The following is an 18,353-nucleotide window of genomic DNA, read 5'->3' as shown; positions in this document are numbered from 1 at the left end:
GTCCGAAAGGACGACCAAGATCCACTCGGCCTCCTTCCCACTTCAACCATACACCAGAACCAACACACAGGATTCTATGGTCTGCGCGTCGCTTCGCTCCTTGCTCCGCCATAGAATGACGACGTTGGGGCGGCTTCAACCAATCTCCGGCGTTTGCGCTGATTTCACGCAAATGAACGGAAAATCTCACACCAAGACATATGGCAGCCTTTCAAAATCCCTGTATCGGGGGGAACTAGTCGCTCATATATTCGCGCAATGCCTCTGCCGAGCGGTTCTCGCCGATCGACATCGCCAGGATGCGCGAGATGTGGCGGCGCGGCAGGCCGGTCTCGGCCGACCATTGGTTGATCTGCGCCTGGATCTTGTCGAGGTCCCGCTTCGAGGTCGGGTTTTCGGCGATATCGAGGCCGGCATCGCGCAATGCCGCCGCCATGTCGGTGGAGACGACAAACGTGTCCCATTCGAGCCAGCGCAGGAAATACTGGCCGGTGTTGCCGCCGAGCCGGCTGCCATGCTTGGCGAGATACGCGGTCAGGCCGACCTGATCGTCCGCGGGCCAGGAGGCGATGAATTTGCCGAAGCTGCCATTTTCTTTCGACACGCGATCGACGAAGGCGGCATTGTCGCGCACCGACTTGATCTTCTGCGGATTGCGCACGATGCGGCTGTCGGATGCAAGCTCGTGCCAGAAGTCGTCCGGCTGGAACAGAAGCCGCTTCGGCTCGAAGCCTAGGAACGCTTCCTCGAAACCCGGCCATTTCTGCTCGATCACCCGCCACACGAATCCCGCGGCGAAAATGCGTTCGGCCATGGTGGAGAGGATACGGTCGTCGGGGATCTTTGCCACTGCCATATTGTCGGGCGCGGGGCCAAGCAACGGCGCCAGCACGGCCTCTCCGCCCTTGCGCTTTGCCGCCCGTGCATGGATTTTCTGGAAATCGAGCATCATTGTCCCCGCCTGCTTGCCGCAATCTATCACTTCACGTGCGGCCCGGCAGCATCTACCTCTATCGACACCCGGCCGAAGGAGGGGACAAATGAACAAGACCGTCGAAGACATGGCGAACCGTCTGCTCAAGCGAAAGCCGGACGGTTTCGGTCCGCTCGAGAGCCGCGTGCTCCAGTCGACGCTCGAGCGCACCACCATCGCGCGCGACACCAACAAGGCCGTGGCCTTCCACGAGACCTATGGCGACCGTATTGCCGATACCATCGCCAGGATCGGCGGTTCCTGGTCCTTCATCCTGAGCTTTCTGGCCTTTCTTGTTCTTTGGACTGCCGGCAATGCCTGGCTGCTCACCCGCGACGCCTTCGACCCCTATCCTTTCATCTTCCTCAACCTTGTTCTGTCGATGGTGGCCGCCCTTCAAGCGCCGGTGATCATGATGTCGCAGAACCGCCAGACCGAGCGCGACCGCATCGACGCCGCCCATGACTACGAGGTCAATCTGAAGGCCGAGATCGAGATCATGGCCCTGCATGAAAAGCTCGACGAGCTTCGCCATAGCGAGATCATCGGCATGCGTGACGAAATCCTGCGCATGGCCGAGCAGATCAGGCGCATTGACGAAAAACTGTCCGCGCGGCCCGCAACGGAATGAACGAGACCATCCACCGCCTCATCGAGCAATATGGGCTGATCGCGGTCTTCTTGGGCTGCGTGGCCGAAGGCGAAAGCGCGGCGATCCTGGGCGGCTTCTTCGCCCATCAGCATGTTTTCGTGCTGTGGCAGACTTTTTTTGCCGCCTTCCTCGGCGCCTTCGCCGGCGACACGTTCTTCTTCACCATGGGGCGCAGCTTCGCCGAACATCGCTATGTGAGACTGTTGCGCAGGCGTCCGGGCTTCAGCCGCGCCTATCGCCTGCTCAATACCCATCCCAACATTTTCGTGCTGACCAACCGCTATATCTACGGCATGCGCCTGGTCGGCGGCGTCGCCGCCGGCCTGTCGACCGTGTCCATGCCGCGTTTCGTCATCCTGAACGCCATCTCGTCCGCGGTCTGGTCGGCCCTGTTCAGCGGCATCGGCTATGTCTTCGGCCTGGGCGCGGAGGAAATCGTGGGCCAGGCGTTTGCTCGCCATGAGCGCCTGCTCATCGCCCTCGGCGTCGGCATCGTTATCGCCGTGGTCGCCTGGTTGGTAGGCCATCACTTCGCGAAGCGCGAACGCGCCAAGGAAGACCAGGCAGGATCTTGATCAATCCGCGAGGATCAAATCGGCGCGCCGACAAGGCGTTCGACGAGGGCGATGCCCCAGACGCCGCCGGCGATCACGATCGAAATCAGCACGGCCAGCGAACCGCAGTCCTTGGCAAGTTGGATGTCGATGTGGAATTCGCGCGAGATTGCGTCGCAGGCCGCCTCGATGCCGGTGTTGAGCACTTCGACCATGATCAGGAGCAGCACAGCGCCGATCAGCAGGGCATAGCCGCGCCATGAAACCGAGATGAACCAGCCGGCCGGCAAGGCGAGCGCCAGCAACAGCAATTCCTGCTGGAACGCCTTTTCGTGGGCGGCCAACTTGCGGAAAGCCCGCACTGAATTGATAAAAGCATCGATCAGCCGCTGCATGCCTCTGCCCCGTTGCGAGTCACCGGCAGGGGATATCGCAATGGTGGGATCAAGGGAATAAGGCAGCCGCCGCAAAATTCATCCGCCCGCGACCTTTATCGAGGGCGCCGATTTCTCGAACTGCGGCAACCCGTCCTCGATCGAATAGTAATCGCCCTTGTCGCCGACGAAGATGTGGCATTCGCCCTGAAGTCCGCTCGGTTCTTCGAATGAACCAGCCATAACCGAAACATAGGCATCGCCTTTCGGCTTCCAGAACAGCACCGAGCCGCATGTCTTGCAAAAGCCACGCTTGGCGAAGTCGGACGCCTCATACCAGGTGAGGTTTTCCATGCCTTCGATAACGATGTCGGCGTCCGCAACGTTGGTTGCGGCGTAGAAATGGCCGCTCTGCTTGCGGCATTGTGAACAATGGCAATAAATCACCCCGCGTAGTGGGCCCTTCGTTCTGAAACGCACCGCCCCGCACAGGCACGATCCGCTGTGATTATCGTCCATTCCACCCTCCTGTTGCTTCCGCCTCAATCCAATCAGCGCACAGGATTCCAGTTTCATCGACGTCTGGCATCGGCAAAAGCGACATCGCAAGGACGTGCTTCAAAACCTGCGTCTGCACCGCTTTGCACCCTGTGGTAGCAGGCACAATGAGGAAATCCAGGCTATTAAGGAAACTTTAGCGAAACTGCATCTATGGTTCCCACAAGCGATGGTCGTGTTGGGGACGCGCCGTCGCACCACAATTCTGATTCAAATCCCCGCGTGAGCGACTCCCGGCGGTGGCATGTCTCCGGTCGCGCTGAAGGGGCAGTGAACAGAACATGAAGCCGGCAGCCATTCCGACCGACAGGAACACCGACATCGCCAGCACCGTCGTGGCGACGATGCGACAGCTCGGCGTGCTTGGCCTGCCGCGTAACTATGAAATCTTCTACGAGGCGCTCAGCAGCAGCAATCGCGAACTCAGCCTTGCCGTCGTCTCGTTGAGCAACCGCCCGACCCAGGAAGATCTCGACCGCATCGGACGGAGCTTCTTCCCGCAGCACCACGGCCCCGCCATTGTCGAGCACGCCCGTGAGGTGGTGGCCAAGGAACTCGAGGACATCGCCGCGCTGTTGCGCAGCGAGCGCTCGCATATCGAGAAGTACGGCCGCATCCTCGACGAGACCTCGAGCGGCCTGAGCAATCGCAGCCTGCTTTCGCAAGAGCTCCTGCAGAAGATCGCAGGCGCCATGTCGGCCGCCACCAGCTCGACGATCGACCACGGCCGTCAGATCGCCAGCACGCTCAGCGAAAAGACAGCCGAGCTTGAAAGCGTCAAGTCGAAGCTCGAGGAATACAAGCGGCTTGCCGACACCGACCCGCTCACGCAGCTGTGGAACCGCCGCGCCTTCGACAAGGAGATCACCCGGATCTACAACAGCAACCGCGGCATCCTGTTCAACGCCTTGATCCTTGCCGATATCGATCATTTCAAGGACATAAACGATCGCTACGGCCACCCGGTCGGCGACAGGATCCTGCAGATCATCGCCGAGATCTTCCAGTCCAGCGTGCGTGCCGACATATTTGTCGCGCGCACCGGCGGCGAGGAGTTCGCGCTTATCGTCGAAGGCGCCAGCGAGGAAGCCACATACGAGATCGCCGAGCGCATCCGCGCGCTCGTCGAGCAGACCCCGTTCACCGGCAGCCAGACCGGCATGAACTACGGCACCGTTACCGTGTCGCTGGGCATCTGCATGGCCTCGGAGGCGGAAAACCCCGAGGATCTCTATACCAAGGCCGACCAGGCGCTTTACCGCTCCAAGGTCGGCGGCCGCAACCGTGTGACAAAGCACTCGGCCATGGTAAGCCGGGCTGGCAAAGGCTGGCTGCTTTACAAGAAAGACTGACGCACCCCTTTCCAGACGAATTTTTGTGGACTATATTTTCCACAGAAATGAAAGGGTGCGCTAATGCAACGTTCAGTCGCGGCCGCGACGGCGGCCGAAAATGCCGTCATCACCAAGGCCACGCTGCGTGCGGCCGACCTGCTCGATATCACCGCCAGGACGCTTGCTTTGGTCATCGGCGTGTCGGAAGCAACGGTCTCGCGCATGCGCCGGCAGGAATTCCTGCTTGAACGCGGCACCAAGCCGTTCGAGTTGGCCGTATTGTTCGTGCGCCTGTTCCGTTCGCTCGACGCCATCGTCGGCGGCGACGAGACCGTCGCCCGGGCGTGGCTGAAGAATCCCAACACCACGCTCGACGGCACGCCGCTCGAAAAAATCCTGACGATTGCCGGACTTGTCGATGTCATTGCCTACCTGGACTCCCGGCGCGCTCTCGTCTGAGGCCGTCCGGCTCGAAGGCAAGTACTGGCGGATGGTCGAGGCGCAGCACCGCGTCTCGACCCTTAAGCTCATCGACACGCTCGATGAGCAGGCGCTGCTGGAAGACCTCATCGAGGACACCAAGCCGCGGATCCCGCTTGAGTGCCGCCATCTCCACTACCTGTTGGCGACGCCTTTTCGCTATGGCTCCGTCTATCCATACGGCTCCCGCTTCCGCCGCGCCGGCAAGACGAAAGGCGTCTATTACGCCGCCGAGACGGCGCTGACGGCGGTGGCGGAGATGGCCTTCTACCGCTTGCTGTTTTTTGCGGAATCGCCGGCGACGCAATGGCCGAGCGACGCGGCGGAATATACCGCCTTCGCCGCCGCGATAAAATGCGACCGCGCAATCGACCTGACACAGCCGCCGCTCGATCGCGACGAGAAGGCCTGGACGCACGCGACCGACTACACCGCCTGCCAGGCGATCGCCGATGTCGCGCGTGAGGCCGAGCTGCAGGCGATCCGCTATCGCTCGGTGCGCGATCCCAAGGGCGTCAATATCGCGCTGTTGACGTGCAAGGGCTTTGCCAAGGCAAAACCGCTGGAGCCGCAGACCTGGCGCATCCGGATCGGCTCTTTCGGCCTTCAGGCCATCTGCGAATTCCCGGACAAGCGGCTGGAATTCTCACGCACCGCCTTTGCCGATCCGCGATTGGCCGGCATGCGCTGGGAGCGCGGCTACTGAACTTCGAAAACTGTATCGAGATTCAGGTCAGGACGAGCCGAGAATGGTGGCCTCCGAGAACCGGAGCGGAGCATACTTCGAGTACGTGAGCACCGGAAGCGCAGGAGGCCGCCATTCGCAGGCCGACCTCACCTGAATATCGATACAGTTTTAGGCCAGGATGTTGACGGCACGCGCCGCCACCAGCGCGATCGTCAGGAGCGAGATCATCGCTTCGGCCATCATCAGGAGCTTCGCGCGCTGCGTGAGCGGCAAGGTGTCGGTCGGCGAGAACGCCGTGGCATTGGTGAAGGCGAGGAAGACATAGTCGACGAAGCCCGGCAGCCAGCCCTGTATCTCGCGATCGGGTAGCGTCATTTGCGGAAACAGGAAGTCTGCCTGCGCGCGCTTGACCAGCCCGCAGGTCGGCGGACCGCCCCGATCAGTGCTCCAGAACCACAGCGCAAAGACAATCACGTTGGTGACCCAGATGTTGAGCGCGTCGATGAGCAGAGTCGTGCCGGCCCCGGCATGCCCTTCCAGCAATGCCCGCACCAGGAAGACCAGCGATCCGCAATTCATGATGCTGATGACTCCCGTCATCACCAGTGCCGTGCGGCGGATGTAAAGGCGAAGTTGGCCGATCGCGTACCAATGTTCATGGTCGACTGCACTGCGCGTCGCCATTTGCGTCCAGGCCGTCGCGATCGACAAGGGCACGAGCAGCGCCGCCTCCACCGAAGGGGCCAGCCAGCGCGGACCGAAGGACAGGTTGTTGATGACCAGAAGCTGCAGGCAGATGACGACGAGAACCGCGGCGCGCGCCGACCAGAAATCGAGCCCACGGTGATGGATGACGGCATGCTGATGGCGCATGGGGGAACCTGTATTGCTAAAACCGCGGCGCCACGGACGGGCTCCGGCAACGATCGGCCGGCCGGTCCTGCCCGAAGCGCCGGCGACGGGTTCCATCGCAATCTTGGTTTTACAATGTTGCGGAAGAATACTTTTTCGTAAGCTTTTGCTATCGGACTGTTCAGCAATCCATCGGTATGATTTTAGGCCTGTATGTCGAGAACCAGTGAATCCGTGCATGTCTGGCCCGCCGCGGCTGCGGCGGAAGACGATCTGTCTTCCATCTGGAACGGTCTGGTCCGGCATCCATGGCGGTTGCTGGCGCTTTTGTGCACGATCCAGATCGCCTGCTGGACGGTCATGCCCGCGCTCGTCAACGTTGGGCCGCCGCGCGACGTCGTCGAGGGTTTCATGTGGGGCCGCGAATGGGTGCTGCTGACCTACAAGCACCCGCAACTCCCCTGCTGGCTGCTGGAGATCAGCCACCTGATCACCGGCTCATTCCGCTGGCCGCAATATATGCTGTCGCAGTTGATGATCTCGACGACTTTCGTCCTGGTCTACTTTCTAGCGCGCGACATCATGGGTCCGACCCGGGCGATCGCCGCCGTGCTCTTGATGCCGCCGATCTATTTCTTCGGCTGGCCGACCCCGCAATTCAACCATGACTATGCGCAGATGCCGTTCTGGGCCGCAATCTCATGGTTGCTGTGGCGCTCGGCGCGCGACGGCCGTCCAGGCTGGTGGCTCGCCCTCGGCCTCGTCTCCGGCATCGGGCTCTACGCCAAGTTCTCGACGGCTCTGCTGCTGGTCTTCGGTGGTATCTGGATTTTGTACGACGCCCGCGCCCGAAGCCGGCTTGCCACCCCATGGCCATGGCTCGGTCTTGCGGTTTTTCTGGGCCTCGCGGCGCCGCTGGCAATTGCGCTTTTCCGCCTCGATTTTCTGCCGCTGACCTATGCCGAGCATCGCAACGCCTGGGTGCTCGCCAACCGGGCCCGGCTCTACTATATCGGCGTTCAGCTTGCAGGGCTTGCCGCTCTTCCCGCCGTTCTTGCTATTTCCGGCCTGCTGCGACGGCGGGCCGACCCGGCACGAGACCCCTTGCCGGCCCGCCCTGCCCCCGAGCGACGCGCGATTGTCTACCTGGCATGGATGGGCCTGGGGCCGGCGCTCCTGATCATGGCCGCGTCGCTGTTCACCGGCACCGGCGAGTCCTGGGGCGCGACGATGTACAATTTGGTCGGCGCCCTCGCGGTTGCACTCTTGGGCCAGCGCCTGGGGGCGGCCGAGTTGCGCCGACTGACGCTGCTGGCACTGCTCTGCGTGGTCGGCGTATCGAGCGCCTATGCGGTTACACGCTGGTCCAGTTGCAACGTCCTCGGCCGACTGCAGCCGATGTGCTGGCCGGCACGATCGATCTCGCAGACGGCCGAAGCGATCTGGCATGAGACGGTGCCAGCACCACTGGGCATCGTCGGCGGCGAGGATGGCGTGGCTCAGCTTGCCGGGCTGGAAGCGGCGGACCAGCCGTCGATTTTCACGACGCTCGACAGGCGCCTTGCCCCCTGGATCACGGACCAGCGCCTGCGGGATCAGGGCATGCTGCTGGTGTGGCCGACCGGTTGGAGGCTCTCCCCGCAACAGCAGGCCTGGATCGCCGGCCTGCCGGTCAAGACCGTGCCGTTCGACTGGTCGCTTAAGGCACCGCCCCTGGAGATCAGCTTCGCCGTCATTCCGCCCGGCAGAACCAGTTTCCCGGGCGATCCGCCCGGACCGCCCGATCCGGAATGACCCGCGATCCGACTTGAAGTTTATCAGCCCGACGTCAAAAGGCGCCAGCATCGCCGCCAGCGCCTCCGACGATGGGCGTCAAGCTTCTATTCAGGCGTTGGCGGCCTGCTTGTGCTGGACCGGATGGCTCTTCTTGAGCAGGTCCGAGACCAGGAAGGCGAGCTCGATCGCCTGGTCGGCGTTGAGGCGCGGGTCGCAATGGGTGTGATAGCGGTCCTGCAGGTCTTCCGCCGTGATGGCGCGGGCGCCGCCTGTGCATTCGGTGACGTTCTTGCCGGTCATCTCCACATGGATGCCGCCCGGATGCGTGCCTTCCGCGCGATGAACTTCGAAGAAGGTCTGCACTTCCTTGAGAATGCGGTCGAACGGCCGCGTCTTGTAGCCGGCCGCCTCGATCGTGTTGCCATGCATCGGATCCGACGACCAGACAACGTTGCGGCCTTCCTTCTTAACTGCACGCACCAGCTTCGGCAGATGCTCGGCGACCTTGTCGGAGCCGAAGCGCGCGATCAGCGTCAGACGGCCCGGCTCGTTTTCGGGATTGAGCAGGTCGATCAATTCCATCAGGCCGTCCGGCGTCAGCGACGGCCCGCATTTCAGGCCGAGCGGATTCTTGATGCCGCGGCAATACTCGATATGCGCGTGATCGGGCTGGCGGGTGCGATCGCCAATCCAGATCATGTGGCCGGAGGTCGCGTACCAGTCGCCGGAGGTCGAATCGACGCGCGTCAGCGCTTCCTCATAGCCGAGCAGCAGCGCCTCGTGGCTGGTGTAGAAATCCGTCTCGCGCAGCGCGAAATTGGTTTCGGACGTGATGCCCACCGCGCGCATGAAATCCATCGTCTCGGTGATGCGGTTGGCGAGCGATTCGTATTTCTCGCCCTGCGGGCTGTCGGCGACGAAGCCCAGCATCCAGCGATGCACGTTCTCCAGGCTGGCATAGCCGCCCTGCGCGAAGGCGCGCAGAAGGTTGAGCGTCGCGGCGGACTGGCGGTACGCCATCTCCTGGCGCGCCGGATCTGGAATGCGCGAGGAGGCGTCGAATTCAATGCCGTTGATGATGTCGCCGCGGTAGCTCGGCAGCGTCACGCCGGCCTTCGTCTCGTTGTCGGACGAGCGCGGCTTGGCGAACTGGCCGGCGACGCGGCCGACCTTCACCACCGGCTGCGCGCCGGCGAAGGTAAGCACCACCGACATCTGCAGGAAGACGCGGAAGAAGTCGCGGATGTTGTCGGCGCCATGCTCGGCAAAGCTCTCGGCGCAGTCACCGCCCTGGAGCAGGAAGGCTTCGCCGGCTGCTACGGCCGCCAGCTGCTTCTTCAGCTTGCGCGCCTCGCCGGCAAAGACCAGCGGCGGATAGGTCGCAAGCCGCGCTTCCGTGGCTTGCAAAGCCCCAAGGTCCGGGTAGGCCGGGACCTGCTTGATCGGCTTTGCTCTCCACGAATTCGGCGACCATTTCGTCATCGCTGCACCCAACGCCCTTCCAGAGCAACTCCAGGAAAAATGTGAGATTTCCGTCGGAATTGCATCAAAACAAACCGGCGAGCGCGCTTGCCCGCCATTCCAGCCTCGATACGAGGTCGCGGCTCCTTACACGAAGCCGACTGCCTATTCTAGCCGGGTTTTTCAGTGGTGGCGAATGGTTCGCCTCCCCGCCGTGCCGCGTACGCAGCCTCGCTACGCCGCGTCCGCCAGCGCGAACAGGAACAAGCCGAGCCCCAACAACAGGCAAGATGGGCTGTAAAGCAGGCTGTCATATCTGGCGAAGCGCGTGTTCCTGACCCGCTTGAACAGCCCGAAATATCGTGACCAGCTTAATGCCCGCAGTGTGAATATCGCCGCACACAGGATGATAAATATCATTTTATGATATATATGTCCTGCAGCGGTTCCGTTGCAGGTGGGGCGCTGTTGTGGTTGTCTAGCCCAAAGGGCATTGTTGGTCAAAGCGACGGTGAACGATGAATAAGATCCAGACTTTGATCCATCGACGAGCCGATGAACGCAGGAGGGCCGCGCAGGCTTGCGTGTCGCGCATTCTTCAGTGCGCAAAAGGCCGCGGGATCGATATCTCCGTTGTCGGTTCCCTCGCCAAAGGTCGTTTCCGCGTTCATTCGGATATCGACTTGCTGGTTCACGGGAGAACCGATCCCGCGCGGCGGGCTATGGTCGAACATCTGGTCGCCGACCATCTCCGGGGAATGGATATTCCCTACGATCTCATTTTTGCGTCAGATATTTCGCCGGAACGGGTTCAGGAACTGCTCAATGACTGCGTTTAAGCATCCGGCATTCGCAAAGCTGTCGCCAAAAATCGACCGCGCGGCAAAAGAGCTGCAGCAGATTGATGAGTATTTGTCAGAGCACGGCAGCGAGATGGCACTTGGCGAATGGGGAGCGGTTGCAGCTGTTTCGCTTGGAATCCACAATATCTACAATGGCATCGAAGATATTCTGCTCAGTCTGGCCAACGATGTGGACGATCTCGTCCCCAAAGGGCCTTCGATGCACCAGGACGTGCTCGATCAAATGTCAGTGCAAATTGCTGGCATCCGCCCTGCCGTCCTCGACCCTGCGCTTTACGAGGCTTTCGGTGAGTTGAAAGGATTTCGTCATCTGGTGAGGCATCGGTACGGCTTTGACCTGAAAACGGACAAGGTTCAAGAAAATCTCGACCGAGCAAGAAAGGCATTCCCGGCTTTCGTGGAAGCTATTGTTTCCCTGGAGAGAGCCCTCACCGAGGAAAATACGGACGATAATGGTGACGGCTCGGGAGGCGGGGCCTCCGGCGGCCGTTGAATAGATGGCTCCGTCACGTACGCCGGAACAGATCTTGCGAGCGCTGACACCTGAGAACTGTCGGCTGGTGGCGCTGATCCATCGGCATCGGCCGCAAAGCGTCACGGAATTGTGCAATTTGGCAGCGCGGCCGCAACCGAACGTTTCACGCTCATTGGCGATTCTTGAGCGAGCCGGGATTATCTCAATGACGGGTTCTCGACCCAAGAGGCCAGAACTGGCCGTGCAGCGGGTAACGATTGAACTCGTGGATCTTCAAAACGCCTGACATTGAATTAGTCGACTGGTCGTCGCGTTTGGCGGTCCCCTCATCATCCCAGGCCTACGCGGCCTTGTCGACGAGCCGCGCCAGTTGCGTCATCACCACGGCCGAGCCGGCGAGCCGCTTCTCCGCGTTCGGCCAGTCGCGGGTGAAAACGACGCTATGGTCGGCCCTGATCTTGGCCAGCGATCCCTGCTCGCCGATGAACTTGACCAGCCCGACCGGATTGGGGAACTCGCGCTTGCGGAAATGAATGACGACGCCCTTGGGCCCGGCATCGAGCTTCTCGACATTGGCCCTGCGGCAGAGCGCCTTGATGAAGACGATCTTCAACAGGTGCGTCACCTCTTCCGGCAAAGGCCCGAAGCGGTCGATCAGCTCGGCGCCGAAGCCGTCGATCTCCTCGGTGGTTTCGAGGTCGCCCAGGCGTCGGTAGAGCGCCATGCGGAGCTGCAGGTCGGGCACATAGCTTTCCGGGATCATCACCGCGGTGCCGACGGCGATCTGCGGCGACCAGCCGCCGTCCTGCGCCTCGCCGGTATCCTTCACCTCGGCCACCGCCTCTTCCAGCATCTGCTGGTAGAGCTCGAAGCCGACCTCCTTGATATGGCCGGACTGCTCTTCGCCCAGAAGATTGCCGGCGCCACGGATATCGAGGTCGTGGCTGGCGAGCTGGAACCCCGCACCGAGCGTGTCGAGCGACTGCAGCACCTTCAGCCTGCGCTCGGCCGTATCGGTGAGCTTGCGGTTCGCCGGCAGCGTGAACAGCGCATAGGCGCGCACCTTCGAACGGCCGACGCGGCCGCGCAACTGATAGAGCTGCGCCAGGCCGAACATGTCGGCGCGATGGATGATCAGCGTGTTTGCGGTCGGGATATCGAGCCCGGATTCGACGATGGTCGTCGACAGGAGCACGTCGTACTGACCGTCGTAGAAAGCGTTCATGATGTCGTCGAGCTCGCCCGGCGGCATCTGGCCATGCGCCACCGCCACTTTCAGCTCCGGCACGGATTCCCTCAGGAAATCATGGATTTCGGCCAGGTCGCTGATACGCGGCACGACATAGAAGGAATGGCCGCCGCGATAGCGCTCGCGCAGCAGTGTCTCGCGGATGACCAGCGGATCGAAGGGTGAGATGAAGGTGCGCACCGCCATGCGGTCGACCGGCGGCGTGGCGATAAGCGAGAGCTCGCGCACGCCGGTCAGCGCCAGTTGCAGCGTGCGCGGGATCGGCGTCGCCGACAGCGTCAGCACATGCACGTCGGACTTGAGATCCTTCAGCCGTTCCTTGTGCTTGACGCCGAAATGTTGCTCCTCGTCGATGATCAGCAGGCCGAGGCGCTTGAACGAGATCGAGCTGCCGAGCAGCGCGTGCGTGCCGACGACGATGTCGACCGTGCCTTCGGCGATGCCCTTCTTGGTCTCCGCCAATTCTTTTGAACCAACCAGGCGCGACGCCTGCGCGATGCGGATCGGCAGGCCCGAAAAGCGCTGCGAGAAGGTTTTGAAGTGCTGCCGCGACAACAACGTCGTCGGCACCACGACCGCGACCTGGAACCCTTCCATGGCCGCGATGAAGGCGGCGCGCAACGCAACTTCCGTCTTGCCGAAGCCGACGTCGCCGCAGATCAGCCGGTCCATCGGTTTGCCGGCGCCGAGATCATCCAGGACGGAATCGATCGCCGTCTGCTGGTCGTCGGTCTCCTCATAGGGGAAACGTGCGGCGAACTCGCCATAAAGCCCTTCCGCCGGGATCATGGAGGGCGCTGCACGCATCTGCCGCTCGGCGGCGATGCGGATCAATTGCCCGGCCATATCGAGCAGGCGCCGCTTCAGCCGTGCCTTGCGCGCCTGCCAGGCGCCGCCGCCCAGCTTGTCGAGCGTCGCCTCAGTCGAATCCGAGCCATAGCGCGACAGAAGCTCGATGTTTTCCACCGGCAGGAACAGGCGATCGTCGCCGGCATAGTGGATTTCGAGACAGTCATGCGGCGCGCCGAGCGCCTCGATGGTGCGCAAGCCGATGAAGCGGCCTATGCCATGGTCGGCATGGACGACGATGTCGCCTGCCGACAGCGACGAGGCTTCGGCTATGAAATCGGAGGCCTTCTTCTTGCGCTTGGAACGCCGAATGAGCCTGTCGCCGAGGATGTCCTGCTCGGCGACGACGACCAGATCGTCGGTCTCAAAGCCGGATTCGAGCGGCAGCACGGCAAGGCCCGCCTGCCCCGGCTCCAGCTTTTCGACCTCGGCCAGCGTCGCGACAGGTTTCAGATTACCGAGATGGTGCTCCGCGAGAATTTGCCCGAGCCGGTCGAGCGAGCCTTCAGTCCAGCCGGCGACGATGACGCGGCGACGCGCCGCGCGCTCGTCGGCAATGTGCTTCACGACGACGTCGAAGACGTTGATGTTGGGATCGGCGCGCTCCTCGGCAAAGCTGCGGCCTTGCCGCGAGCCGCCATGGAAGACCTTTTTGCCGCCGACATCAGGGGCGTCGAAGACGCTGAAGTCTATGTCCTCGCGCGGTCCGAGCGACGCCTTGAGGTTTTCGGGCGAGAGATACAGCAGATCCGGCGCCACCGGCTTGTAAGGGACGGCATCCTTGAGCGCGCTGTCAGCCTGCTTGCGGCGTGCCTCGTAGTGGTCGAGGATCAGCGTGTGGCGCTCGGCCAAGGCCTCATGTGCCAGATGGTCGAACACGACAGGCGCGTCCGGCAGATAGTCGAACACGGTCGCCAGCCGCTCGTAGAAGAAGGGCAGCCAGTGCTCCATGCCGGCGAAGCGGCGGCCTTCGCTGACCGCCGCGTAGAGCGCGTCGTCGCGCGACGGCGCGCCGAAGGCCTCGATATAGGACCGGCGAAAGCGGCTGATCGTTTCCGGTGTCAGCGCCACCTCGCTCATCGCTTGCAGCGACATCGACTTGCGCTGCCCGGTGGTGCGCTGCGTCGCGACGTCAAAGACGCGGATCGATTCCAGCGTGTCGCCGAAGAAGTCGAGCCTGAGCGCCTCGCTCCAGCCGGGCGCGAAAAGGTCGAGGATGCCGCCGCGCACCGCGAATTCACCAAGCCCGCGAACGGTCGGCACGCGCTCGAAGCCGGATGTCTCCAGCCTCGCGATCAGCGCGTTCATGTCGATCTGGTTTCCCGGCTTGGCGTGGAAAGTCTGAGCTTCGATCAGCTCGGCCGGCGGGATGCGCTGCAGCAACGCATTGGCGGTGGTGAGGATCACCGCGCGATGCGGTTTCTTGGCCAGCGCGATCATGGCCGAAAGCGCGTCGAGCCGCCGCGCCGCCGCATCTGCGCCGGGCGAGACGCGGTCGTAAGGCAGGCAGTCCCAGGCCGGCAGCTCCAGCACCGGCAGGCCGGGCGCGGCAAAGGCGAGCGCTTCGATGATCGCCGGCAGCCGCTGGCCGTCACGCGCGACGAACAGCACCGGCTTGTCGGGCGCGATCTCCTGCGCCGTCCGCACCAGGGCGAAGGCTTCGTAGCCGTCGGCGATGCCGTCGACGATGAACTGGCCGGCGCGGCCCTTGGGCAAGCCGATGGAAGGAATGAGGGTCATGGATATGCGTTTTTCAAAATGTCAGGGTCCGGCGCGACGCCAGGATCTTTTGCAGCACCGCGCAATCGATATCAGGCGAAACCGGGCGCTCGCCGGTGATCATCGGGAAAAATTCAGTGTCGGGAATTTCGAGAAGTCTCTCATATTGGTCGATTTCATCGCCGGTCAAGGCACCGATCTCGGCGTCGGCGAAGGAACCGAGGATCAGGTCCATCTCGCGCATGCCGCGATGCCAGGAGCGGAACAGGAGCTTGCGGCGGCGCGCGTCCAACCCCTCGCTTGATCGCTGTGTTCCGGTCATGGCGCCGCATCCCTGTCCAAAGCGGCGCATATAGCGTGGATAGAGAGCGGTGTCAGCCTTGCAAGGCAAAGTGAGACGCCCGACAATCTACCTGAGATGATTGCATTCCTTCGCGCCCCCCTCTGTCCTGCCGGACATCTCCCCCACTTGGGGGGAGATTGGATGTCATGTCGGCTTTCGCCAATCTCCAAGGTTGCAAGAGTGCGCCGGCGCAAAAACTGCCAATCTCCCCCCTTGTGGGGGAGATGTCCGGCAGGACAGAGGGGGGCGCGAAGGAACGCGACCTATCCAGTTTCCAAACCGACGCCACGCTGATGCGTCCCACCGTCCTCGATCCCTTGTTCGTTCCGATCACTTCGCTTGCCGGCGTCGGCCCGAAGGTCGGATTGCTGATCGAGCGTGTCGTGCCGGCCGACCTCGGCGATCGCGCTGCGCGCGCGGCCGACCTTCTGTTCGTGCTGCCCAACACCGTCATCGACCGCCGCAACCGGCCCGGCATCGCGCTGTCGGCCGAGGGACAGATCGTCACGCTCGAAGTGCGCGTCGACCGCCACCAGCCGCCGCCGCGCGGCAACAGATCGGTGCCGTACAGGGTTTACGCCCATGACGACACCGGCGAGGTCGCGCTGACCTTCTTCCATGCCCATGCCGCCTATCTGCAGAAGATGCTTCCCGAAGGCGAGCGTGTGGTGATCTCGGGTCGCATGGAATGGTTCAACGGCCGCCCGACGATGGTCCATCCCGACCATATCGCACCGATCGACGAGGCCGAGGGCCTACCGTTGGTCGAACCGGTCTATCCGCTCACCGCCGGCCTGTCGTCCAAGGTGCTGCGCCGCGCCATCGGCCAGGCACTTGGACGCCTGCCGGAGCTGCCTGAGTGGCAGGACGACGCCTTCATGCGCCGCCACACCTTCCCGTCCTTCGGCGATGCGCTTGCGCGCATCCATTATCCGAAGGACCCGATCGACGTTGCCGTCGAAGGCTCGGCCTGGCGACGCCTCGCCTATGACGAATTGCTGGCCGGGCAGGTTTCGCTGGCGCTGGTCCGTTCCAGAATCCGCCGTCTCTCGGGCCGGCCGCTTACCGGCGACGGCAGCATCGTCGAGAAGCTGCGCGCTGCCCTGCCCTACAAGCTCACTGCCAGCCAGGAATTCGCGCTCGGCGAGATCAACGCCGACCTCGCCGATCCCGAACGCATGCTGCGCCTGCTGCAGGGCGACGTCGGCTCCGGCAAGACGGTGGTGGCGCTGCTCGCCATGGCGCGCGCCGTCGAGGCCGGCGGCCAGGCGGCGCTGATGGCGCCGACCGAGATCCTGGCGCGCCAGCATCTGGCGACGATCGCGCCGCTGGCGGAAAAAGCCGGCCTGCGCCTCGCTATCCTGACCGGGCGCGAGAAGGGCCGCGAGCGTGCCGAGACGCTTGCAGGTCTTGCCGGCGGCGAAATCGACATCGTCGTCGGCACCCATGCGCTGTTCCAGGAAAGCGTGGCGTTTCACGACCTGGTGCTGGCCGTCGTCGACGAGCAGCATCGCTTCGGCGTCCACCAGCGCCTCGCCATCACCGCCAAGGGTGACGCGCCGGACATGCTGGTGATGACGGCGACCCCCATCCCGCGCACGCTGGTGCTGACCGCCTTCGGCGACATGGATGTCTCGAAGCTCACCGAAAAACTGGCCGGCCGGCAGCCGATCCGCACCGTCACCTTGCCGATGGAACGGCTGGATGAGCTGGTCGGCCGCATGCTTGACGCCGTCGCCGATGGCCAAAAGATCTACTGGATCTGCCCGCTGGTCGAGGAATCCGAAGAGATCAAGCTGATGTCGGCGGAAGATCGTTTCGCCTCGCTGAAACCGCTCTTCGGCGACCGGATCGGCCTGGTGCACGGTCGCATGAAGGGTGCGGAGAAAGACGAGGCGATGCGCGCCTTCAAGCAGGGCGAAACGCGCATCCTCATCGCCACCACCGTGATCGAGGTCGGCGTCGACGTGCCCGACGCCACGATCATGGTCATCGAACATGCCGAACGCTTCGGCCTTGCCCAGTTGCACCAGCTGCGCGGCCGGGTCGGGCGCGGCGACAAGCCCTCCTCCTGCGTCCTGCTCTACAAGGAACCGCTCGGCGAGACGGCCAAACGCCGGCTCTCGGTGATGCGCGAGACCGAGGACGGCTTCAAGATCGCCGAGGAGGACCTGAAACTGCGCGGCGAAGGCGAGTTGCTGGGCACCCGCCAGTCAGGCACGCCCGGCTTCCAGGTGGCACGCCTCGAGTTCCATGCCGATCTGCTCGAAGCCGCGCGTGACGACGCGCGCCTGATCCTGTCGCGCGACCCGGAATTGCAATCCGAACGCGGTGAGGCGCTACGGCTGCTGCTTTATCTGTTCGGCCGCGACGAGGCGGTGCGGCTGCTGCGCGCCGGCTGAGCGGCGCCAATCGCCGGGTTGGCGAGGCCGCCTTCGACGGGCTCGCCATTCAACGTCACCAGCTTGGCCTTGACCTCCGGCGCCACCATGCCGGCCGAAACGATCAGCTTGGCGCCGTCCTCGATCGACATGTCGAGCGGCACGATCTCGGATTTGTGCACATACATCAGGAAACCGGTGGTCGGGTTTGGCGTGCAGGGCATGAACACCGCAATCAGCGGATCGCCTTCCTGATCCAGCTTCTGGTTGATCTCCGTTTCCTTGTCGTTGGCGACGAAGACCAGCGACCAGACGCCTTTGCGCGGATATTCCACCAGCCCCACCTGGCGGAACATGTCACCCTTGTTCGACAGCACCGTCTCGAAAATCTGCTTCAGTGAGCCATAGATGCCACGCACCAGCGGCATGCGGCCAAGCAGCCGCTCGCCGAAATTGACGATGGCGCGGCCGACGATATTCGCCGTCAGGAAGCCGATCAGCGTGATCAGCACCAGCGCCACGATCAGCCCGAAGCCCGGAACCGGGAACGGCAGATAGGTATCGGGGTTGTAGCGGGCTGGAATATAGGGTTTTACCCAGGAATCGACCCAGCCGATCAGCGACCAGGCGATATAGACCGTGATCGCCAGCGGCGCGCAGACGATGAAGCCGGTCAGGAAATAGTTCCTCAGCCGGGTCATGCCAGAGGTCTTCAGGGCGTCGGACATGGGTTCACCGCGGCACAGGTTGCAACGCTGAGATTAGTGAACCG

The 18,353-nt window shown here is 62.9% G+C and carries 18 protein-coding genes; 9 read left to right on the top strand and 9 right to left on the bottom strand.

The features are described 5' to 3' along the window. Window positions 1-235: 235 nt before the first annotated feature. Window positions 236-949 carry a DNA-3-methyladenine glycosylase I gene (locus tag FJ419_RS10575; RefSeq protein ID WP_140691115.1) on the bottom strand — a complete coding sequence of 238 codons (714 nt, stop codon included), beginning with the start codon at window positions 947-949 and terminating at the stop codon, window positions 236-238. Window positions 950-1,040: 91 nt separating this feature from the next. Here FJ419_RS10575 and FJ419_RS10570 point away from each other — a divergent pair, with 91 nt between their 5' ends. Together FJ419_RS10570 and FJ419_RS10565 are read left to right on the top strand one after the other, a co-directional pair. After that, a complete protein-coding gene (locus FJ419_RS10570) occupies window positions 1,041-1,604 on the top strand; it encodes a DUF1003 domain-containing protein (protein ID WP_140691027.1) in 564 nt (187 codons plus the stop codon). After that, the gene (locus FJ419_RS10565) at window positions 1,601-2,200 is read left to right on the top strand and encodes a DedA family protein (protein ID WP_140691023.1); all 600 of its coding nucleotides are present in this window, start codon (window positions 1,601-1,603) and stop codon (window positions 2,198-2,200) included. Before FJ419_RS10570 ends, FJ419_RS10565 begins: the two co-directional genes overlap by 4 nt. Before the next feature lie 14 nt (window positions 2,201-2,214). Here FJ419_RS10565 and FJ419_RS10560 read toward each other — a convergent pair whose 3' ends face one another. Further along, window positions 2,215-2,574, bottom strand: a complete 360-nt coding sequence (locus tag FJ419_RS10560) for a diacylglycerol kinase (RefSeq protein ID WP_140691020.1) — start codon at window positions 2,572-2,574, stop codon at window positions 2,215-2,217. 78 nt (window positions 2,575-2,652) lie between these two features. Next, a complete protein-coding gene (locus FJ419_RS10555) occupies window positions 2,653-3,072 on the bottom strand; it encodes a GFA family protein (protein ID WP_140691016.1) in 420 nt (139 codons plus the stop codon). Window positions 3,073-3,392: 320 nt separating this feature from the next. Here FJ419_RS10555 and FJ419_RS10550 point away from each other — a divergent pair, with 320 nt between their 5' ends. From FJ419_RS10550 to FJ419_RS10540, 3 genes are all read left to right on the top strand, one after another. Then, a complete protein-coding gene (locus tag FJ419_RS10550) occupies window positions 3,393-4,463 on the top strand; it encodes a diguanylate cyclase (RefSeq protein WP_140691010.1) in 1,071 nt (356 codons plus the stop codon). A gap of 63 nt (window positions 4,464-4,526) precedes the next feature. After that, complete coding sequence (locus tag FJ419_RS10545; RefSeq protein ID WP_140691007.1) at window positions 4,527-4,904, top strand: antitoxin Xre/MbcA/ParS toxin-binding domain-containing protein; 378 nt, start codon at window positions 4,527-4,529, stop codon at window positions 4,902-4,904. After that, on the top strand, window positions 4,864-5,631 hold the full coding sequence (locus FJ419_RS10540; RefSeq protein ID WP_140691004.1) for an RES family NAD+ phosphorylase: 768 nt from the start codon (window positions 4,864-4,866) through the stop codon (window positions 5,629-5,631). Before FJ419_RS10545 ends, FJ419_RS10540 begins: the two co-directional genes overlap by 41 nt. A gap of 150 nt (window positions 5,632-5,781) precedes the next feature. Here FJ419_RS10540 and FJ419_RS10535 read toward each other — a convergent pair whose 3' ends face one another. Further along, a complete protein-coding gene (locus FJ419_RS10535) occupies window positions 5,782-6,486 on the bottom strand; it encodes a hypothetical protein (RefSeq protein ID WP_140691001.1) in 705 nt (234 codons plus the stop codon). Window positions 6,487-6,678: 192 nt separating this feature from the next. Between FJ419_RS10535 and FJ419_RS10530 the strand changes: the two genes are divergently transcribed. After that, window positions 6,679-8,259: a glycosyltransferase family 39 protein gene (locus FJ419_RS10530; RefSeq protein ID WP_140690998.1), complete on the top strand. Its 1,581-nt coding sequence runs from the start codon at window positions 6,679-6,681 to the stop codon at window positions 8,257-8,259. Window positions 8,260-8,349: 90 nt separating this feature from the next. Here the strand turns inward: FJ419_RS10530 and FJ419_RS10525 are convergent, their stop codons facing one another. Together FJ419_RS10525 and FJ419_RS10520 are read right to left on the bottom strand one after the other, a co-directional pair. Continuing rightward, window positions 8,350-9,723: a 3-deoxy-7-phosphoheptulonate synthase class II gene (locus FJ419_RS10525; RefSeq protein WP_140542234.1), complete on the bottom strand. Its 1,374-nt coding sequence runs from the start codon at window positions 9,721-9,723 to the stop codon at window positions 8,350-8,352. A 213-nt stretch (window positions 9,724-9,936) separates the two neighbouring features. Further along, window positions 9,937-10,122 carry a DUF3995 domain-containing protein gene (locus FJ419_RS10520; protein ID WP_140690995.1) on the bottom strand — a complete coding sequence of 62 codons (186 nt, stop codon included), beginning with the start codon at window positions 10,120-10,122 and terminating at the stop codon, window positions 9,937-9,939. Window positions 10,123-10,220: 98 nt separating this feature from the next. Here FJ419_RS10520 and FJ419_RS10515 point away from each other — a divergent pair, with 98 nt between their 5' ends. Then, window positions 10,221-10,541, top strand: a complete 321-nt coding sequence (locus FJ419_RS10515; RefSeq protein ID WP_140690992.1) for a nucleotidyltransferase domain-containing protein — start codon at window positions 10,221-10,223, stop codon at window positions 10,539-10,541. Next, window positions 10,528-11,058, top strand: coding sequence for a hypothetical protein (locus FJ419_RS10510; RefSeq protein WP_246679168.1), 531 nt, complete (start codon window positions 10,528-10,530; stop codon window positions 11,056-11,058). Before FJ419_RS10515 ends, FJ419_RS10510 begins: the two co-directional genes overlap by 14 nt. A 322-nt stretch (window positions 11,059-11,380) precedes the next feature. Here the strand turns inward: FJ419_RS10510 and mfd are convergent, their stop codons facing one another. Both mfd and FJ419_RS10495 read right to left on the bottom strand, forming a co-directional pair. Beyond that, entirely contained in the window at window positions 11,381-14,878 is a 3,498-nt protein-coding gene (gene mfd / locus FJ419_RS10500; protein ID WP_140690989.1) for a transcription-repair coupling factor, read from the bottom strand. 13 nt (window positions 14,879-14,891) lie between these two features. Next, window positions 14,892-15,179: a succinate dehydrogenase assembly factor 2 gene (locus FJ419_RS10495; protein WP_140690982.1), complete on the bottom strand. Its 288-nt coding sequence runs from the start codon at window positions 15,177-15,179 to the stop codon at window positions 14,892-14,894. 314 nt (window positions 15,180-15,493) lie between these two features. On the opposite strand from FJ419_RS10495, the gene recG reads away from it, so the two are divergent. Then, window positions 15,494-17,602: an ATP-dependent DNA helicase RecG gene (recG, locus tag FJ419_RS10485; protein WP_140690968.1), complete on the top strand. Its 2,109-nt coding sequence runs from the start codon at window positions 15,494-15,496 to the stop codon at window positions 17,600-17,602. Here the strand turns inward: recG and FJ419_RS10480 are convergent. Further along, complete coding sequence (locus FJ419_RS10480) at window positions 17,554-18,309, bottom strand: DUF502 domain-containing protein (protein WP_140690955.1); 756 nt, start codon at window positions 18,307-18,309, stop codon at window positions 17,554-17,556. The two genes, recG and FJ419_RS10480, sit on opposite strands and share 49 nt — an antisense overlap. Between the last annotated feature and the right edge of the window lie 44 nt (window positions 18,310-18,353).

Source organism: Mesorhizobium sp. B2-6-2, from assembly GCF_006440615.1.
Taxonomy (GTDB): domain Bacteria; phylum Pseudomonadota; class Alphaproteobacteria; order Rhizobiales; family Rhizobiaceae; genus Mesorhizobium.
Note: the sequence above shows the minus strand (reverse complement) of the source record. Positions and strands in the feature narration are given on the sequence as shown.

Bases quoted from the DNA above. Each gene is read 5' to 3' on its own strand.
- FJ419_RS10575 (WP_140691115.1), bottom strand. From the start codon at position 949: ATGCTCGATTTCCAGAAAATCCATGCACGGGCGGCAAAGCGCAAGGGC.
- FJ419_RS10570 (WP_140691027.1), top strand. From the start codon at position 1,041: ATGAACAAGACCGTCGAAGACATGGCGAACCGTCTGCTCAAGCGAAAG.
- FJ419_RS10565 (WP_140691023.1), top strand. From the start codon at position 1,601: ATGAACGAGACCATCCACCGCCTCATCGAGCAATATGGGCTGATCGCG.
- FJ419_RS10560 (WP_140691020.1), bottom strand. From the start codon at position 2,574: ATGCAGCGGCTGATCGATGCTTTTATCAATTCAGTGCGGGCTTTCCGC.
- FJ419_RS10555 (WP_140691016.1), bottom strand. From the start codon at position 3,072: ATGGACGATAATCACAGCGGATCGTGCCTGTGCGGGGCGGTGCGTTTC.
- FJ419_RS10550 (WP_140691010.1), top strand. From the start codon at position 3,393: ATGAAGCCGGCAGCCATTCCGACCGACAGGAACACCGACATCGCCAGC.
- FJ419_RS10545 (WP_140691007.1), top strand. From the start codon at position 4,527: ATGCAACGTTCAGTCGCGGCCGCGACGGCGGCCGAAAATGCCGTCATC.
- FJ419_RS10540 (WP_140691004.1), top strand. From the start codon at position 4,864: ATGTCATTGCCTACCTGGACTCCCGGCGCGCTCTCGTCTGAGGCCGTC.
- FJ419_RS10535 (WP_140691001.1), bottom strand. From the start codon at position 6,486: ATGCGCCATCAGCATGCCGTCATCCATCACCGTGGGCTCGATTTCTGG.
- FJ419_RS10530 (WP_140690998.1), top strand. From the start codon at position 6,679: ATGTCGAGAACCAGTGAATCCGTGCATGTCTGGCCCGCCGCGGCTGCG.
- FJ419_RS10525 (WP_140542234.1), bottom strand. From the start codon at position 9,723: ATGACGAAATGGTCGCCGAATTCGTGGAGAGCAAAGCCGATCAAGCAG.
- FJ419_RS10520 (WP_140690995.1), bottom strand. From the start codon at position 10,122: ATGATATTTATCATCCTGTGTGCGGCGATATTCACACTGCGGGCATTA.
- FJ419_RS10515 (WP_140690992.1), top strand. From the start codon at position 10,221: ATGAATAAGATCCAGACTTTGATCCATCGACGAGCCGATGAACGCAGG.
- FJ419_RS10510 (WP_246679168.1), top strand. From the start codon at position 10,528: ATGACTGCGTTTAAGCATCCGGCATTCGCAAAGCTGTCGCCAAAAATC.
- mfd (WP_140690989.1), bottom strand. From the start codon at position 14,878: ATGACCCTCATTCCTTCCATCGGCTTGCCCAAGGGCCGCGCCGGCCAG.
- FJ419_RS10495 (WP_140690982.1), bottom strand. From the start codon at position 15,179: ATGACCGGAACACAGCGATCAAGCGAGGGGTTGGACGCGCGCCGCCGC.
- recG (WP_140690968.1), top strand. From the start codon at position 15,494: ATGCGTCCCACCGTCCTCGATCCCTTGTTCGTTCCGATCACTTCGCTT.
- FJ419_RS10480 (WP_140690955.1), bottom strand. From the start codon at position 18,309: ATGTCCGACGCCCTGAAGACCTCTGGCATGACCCGGCTGAGGAACTAT.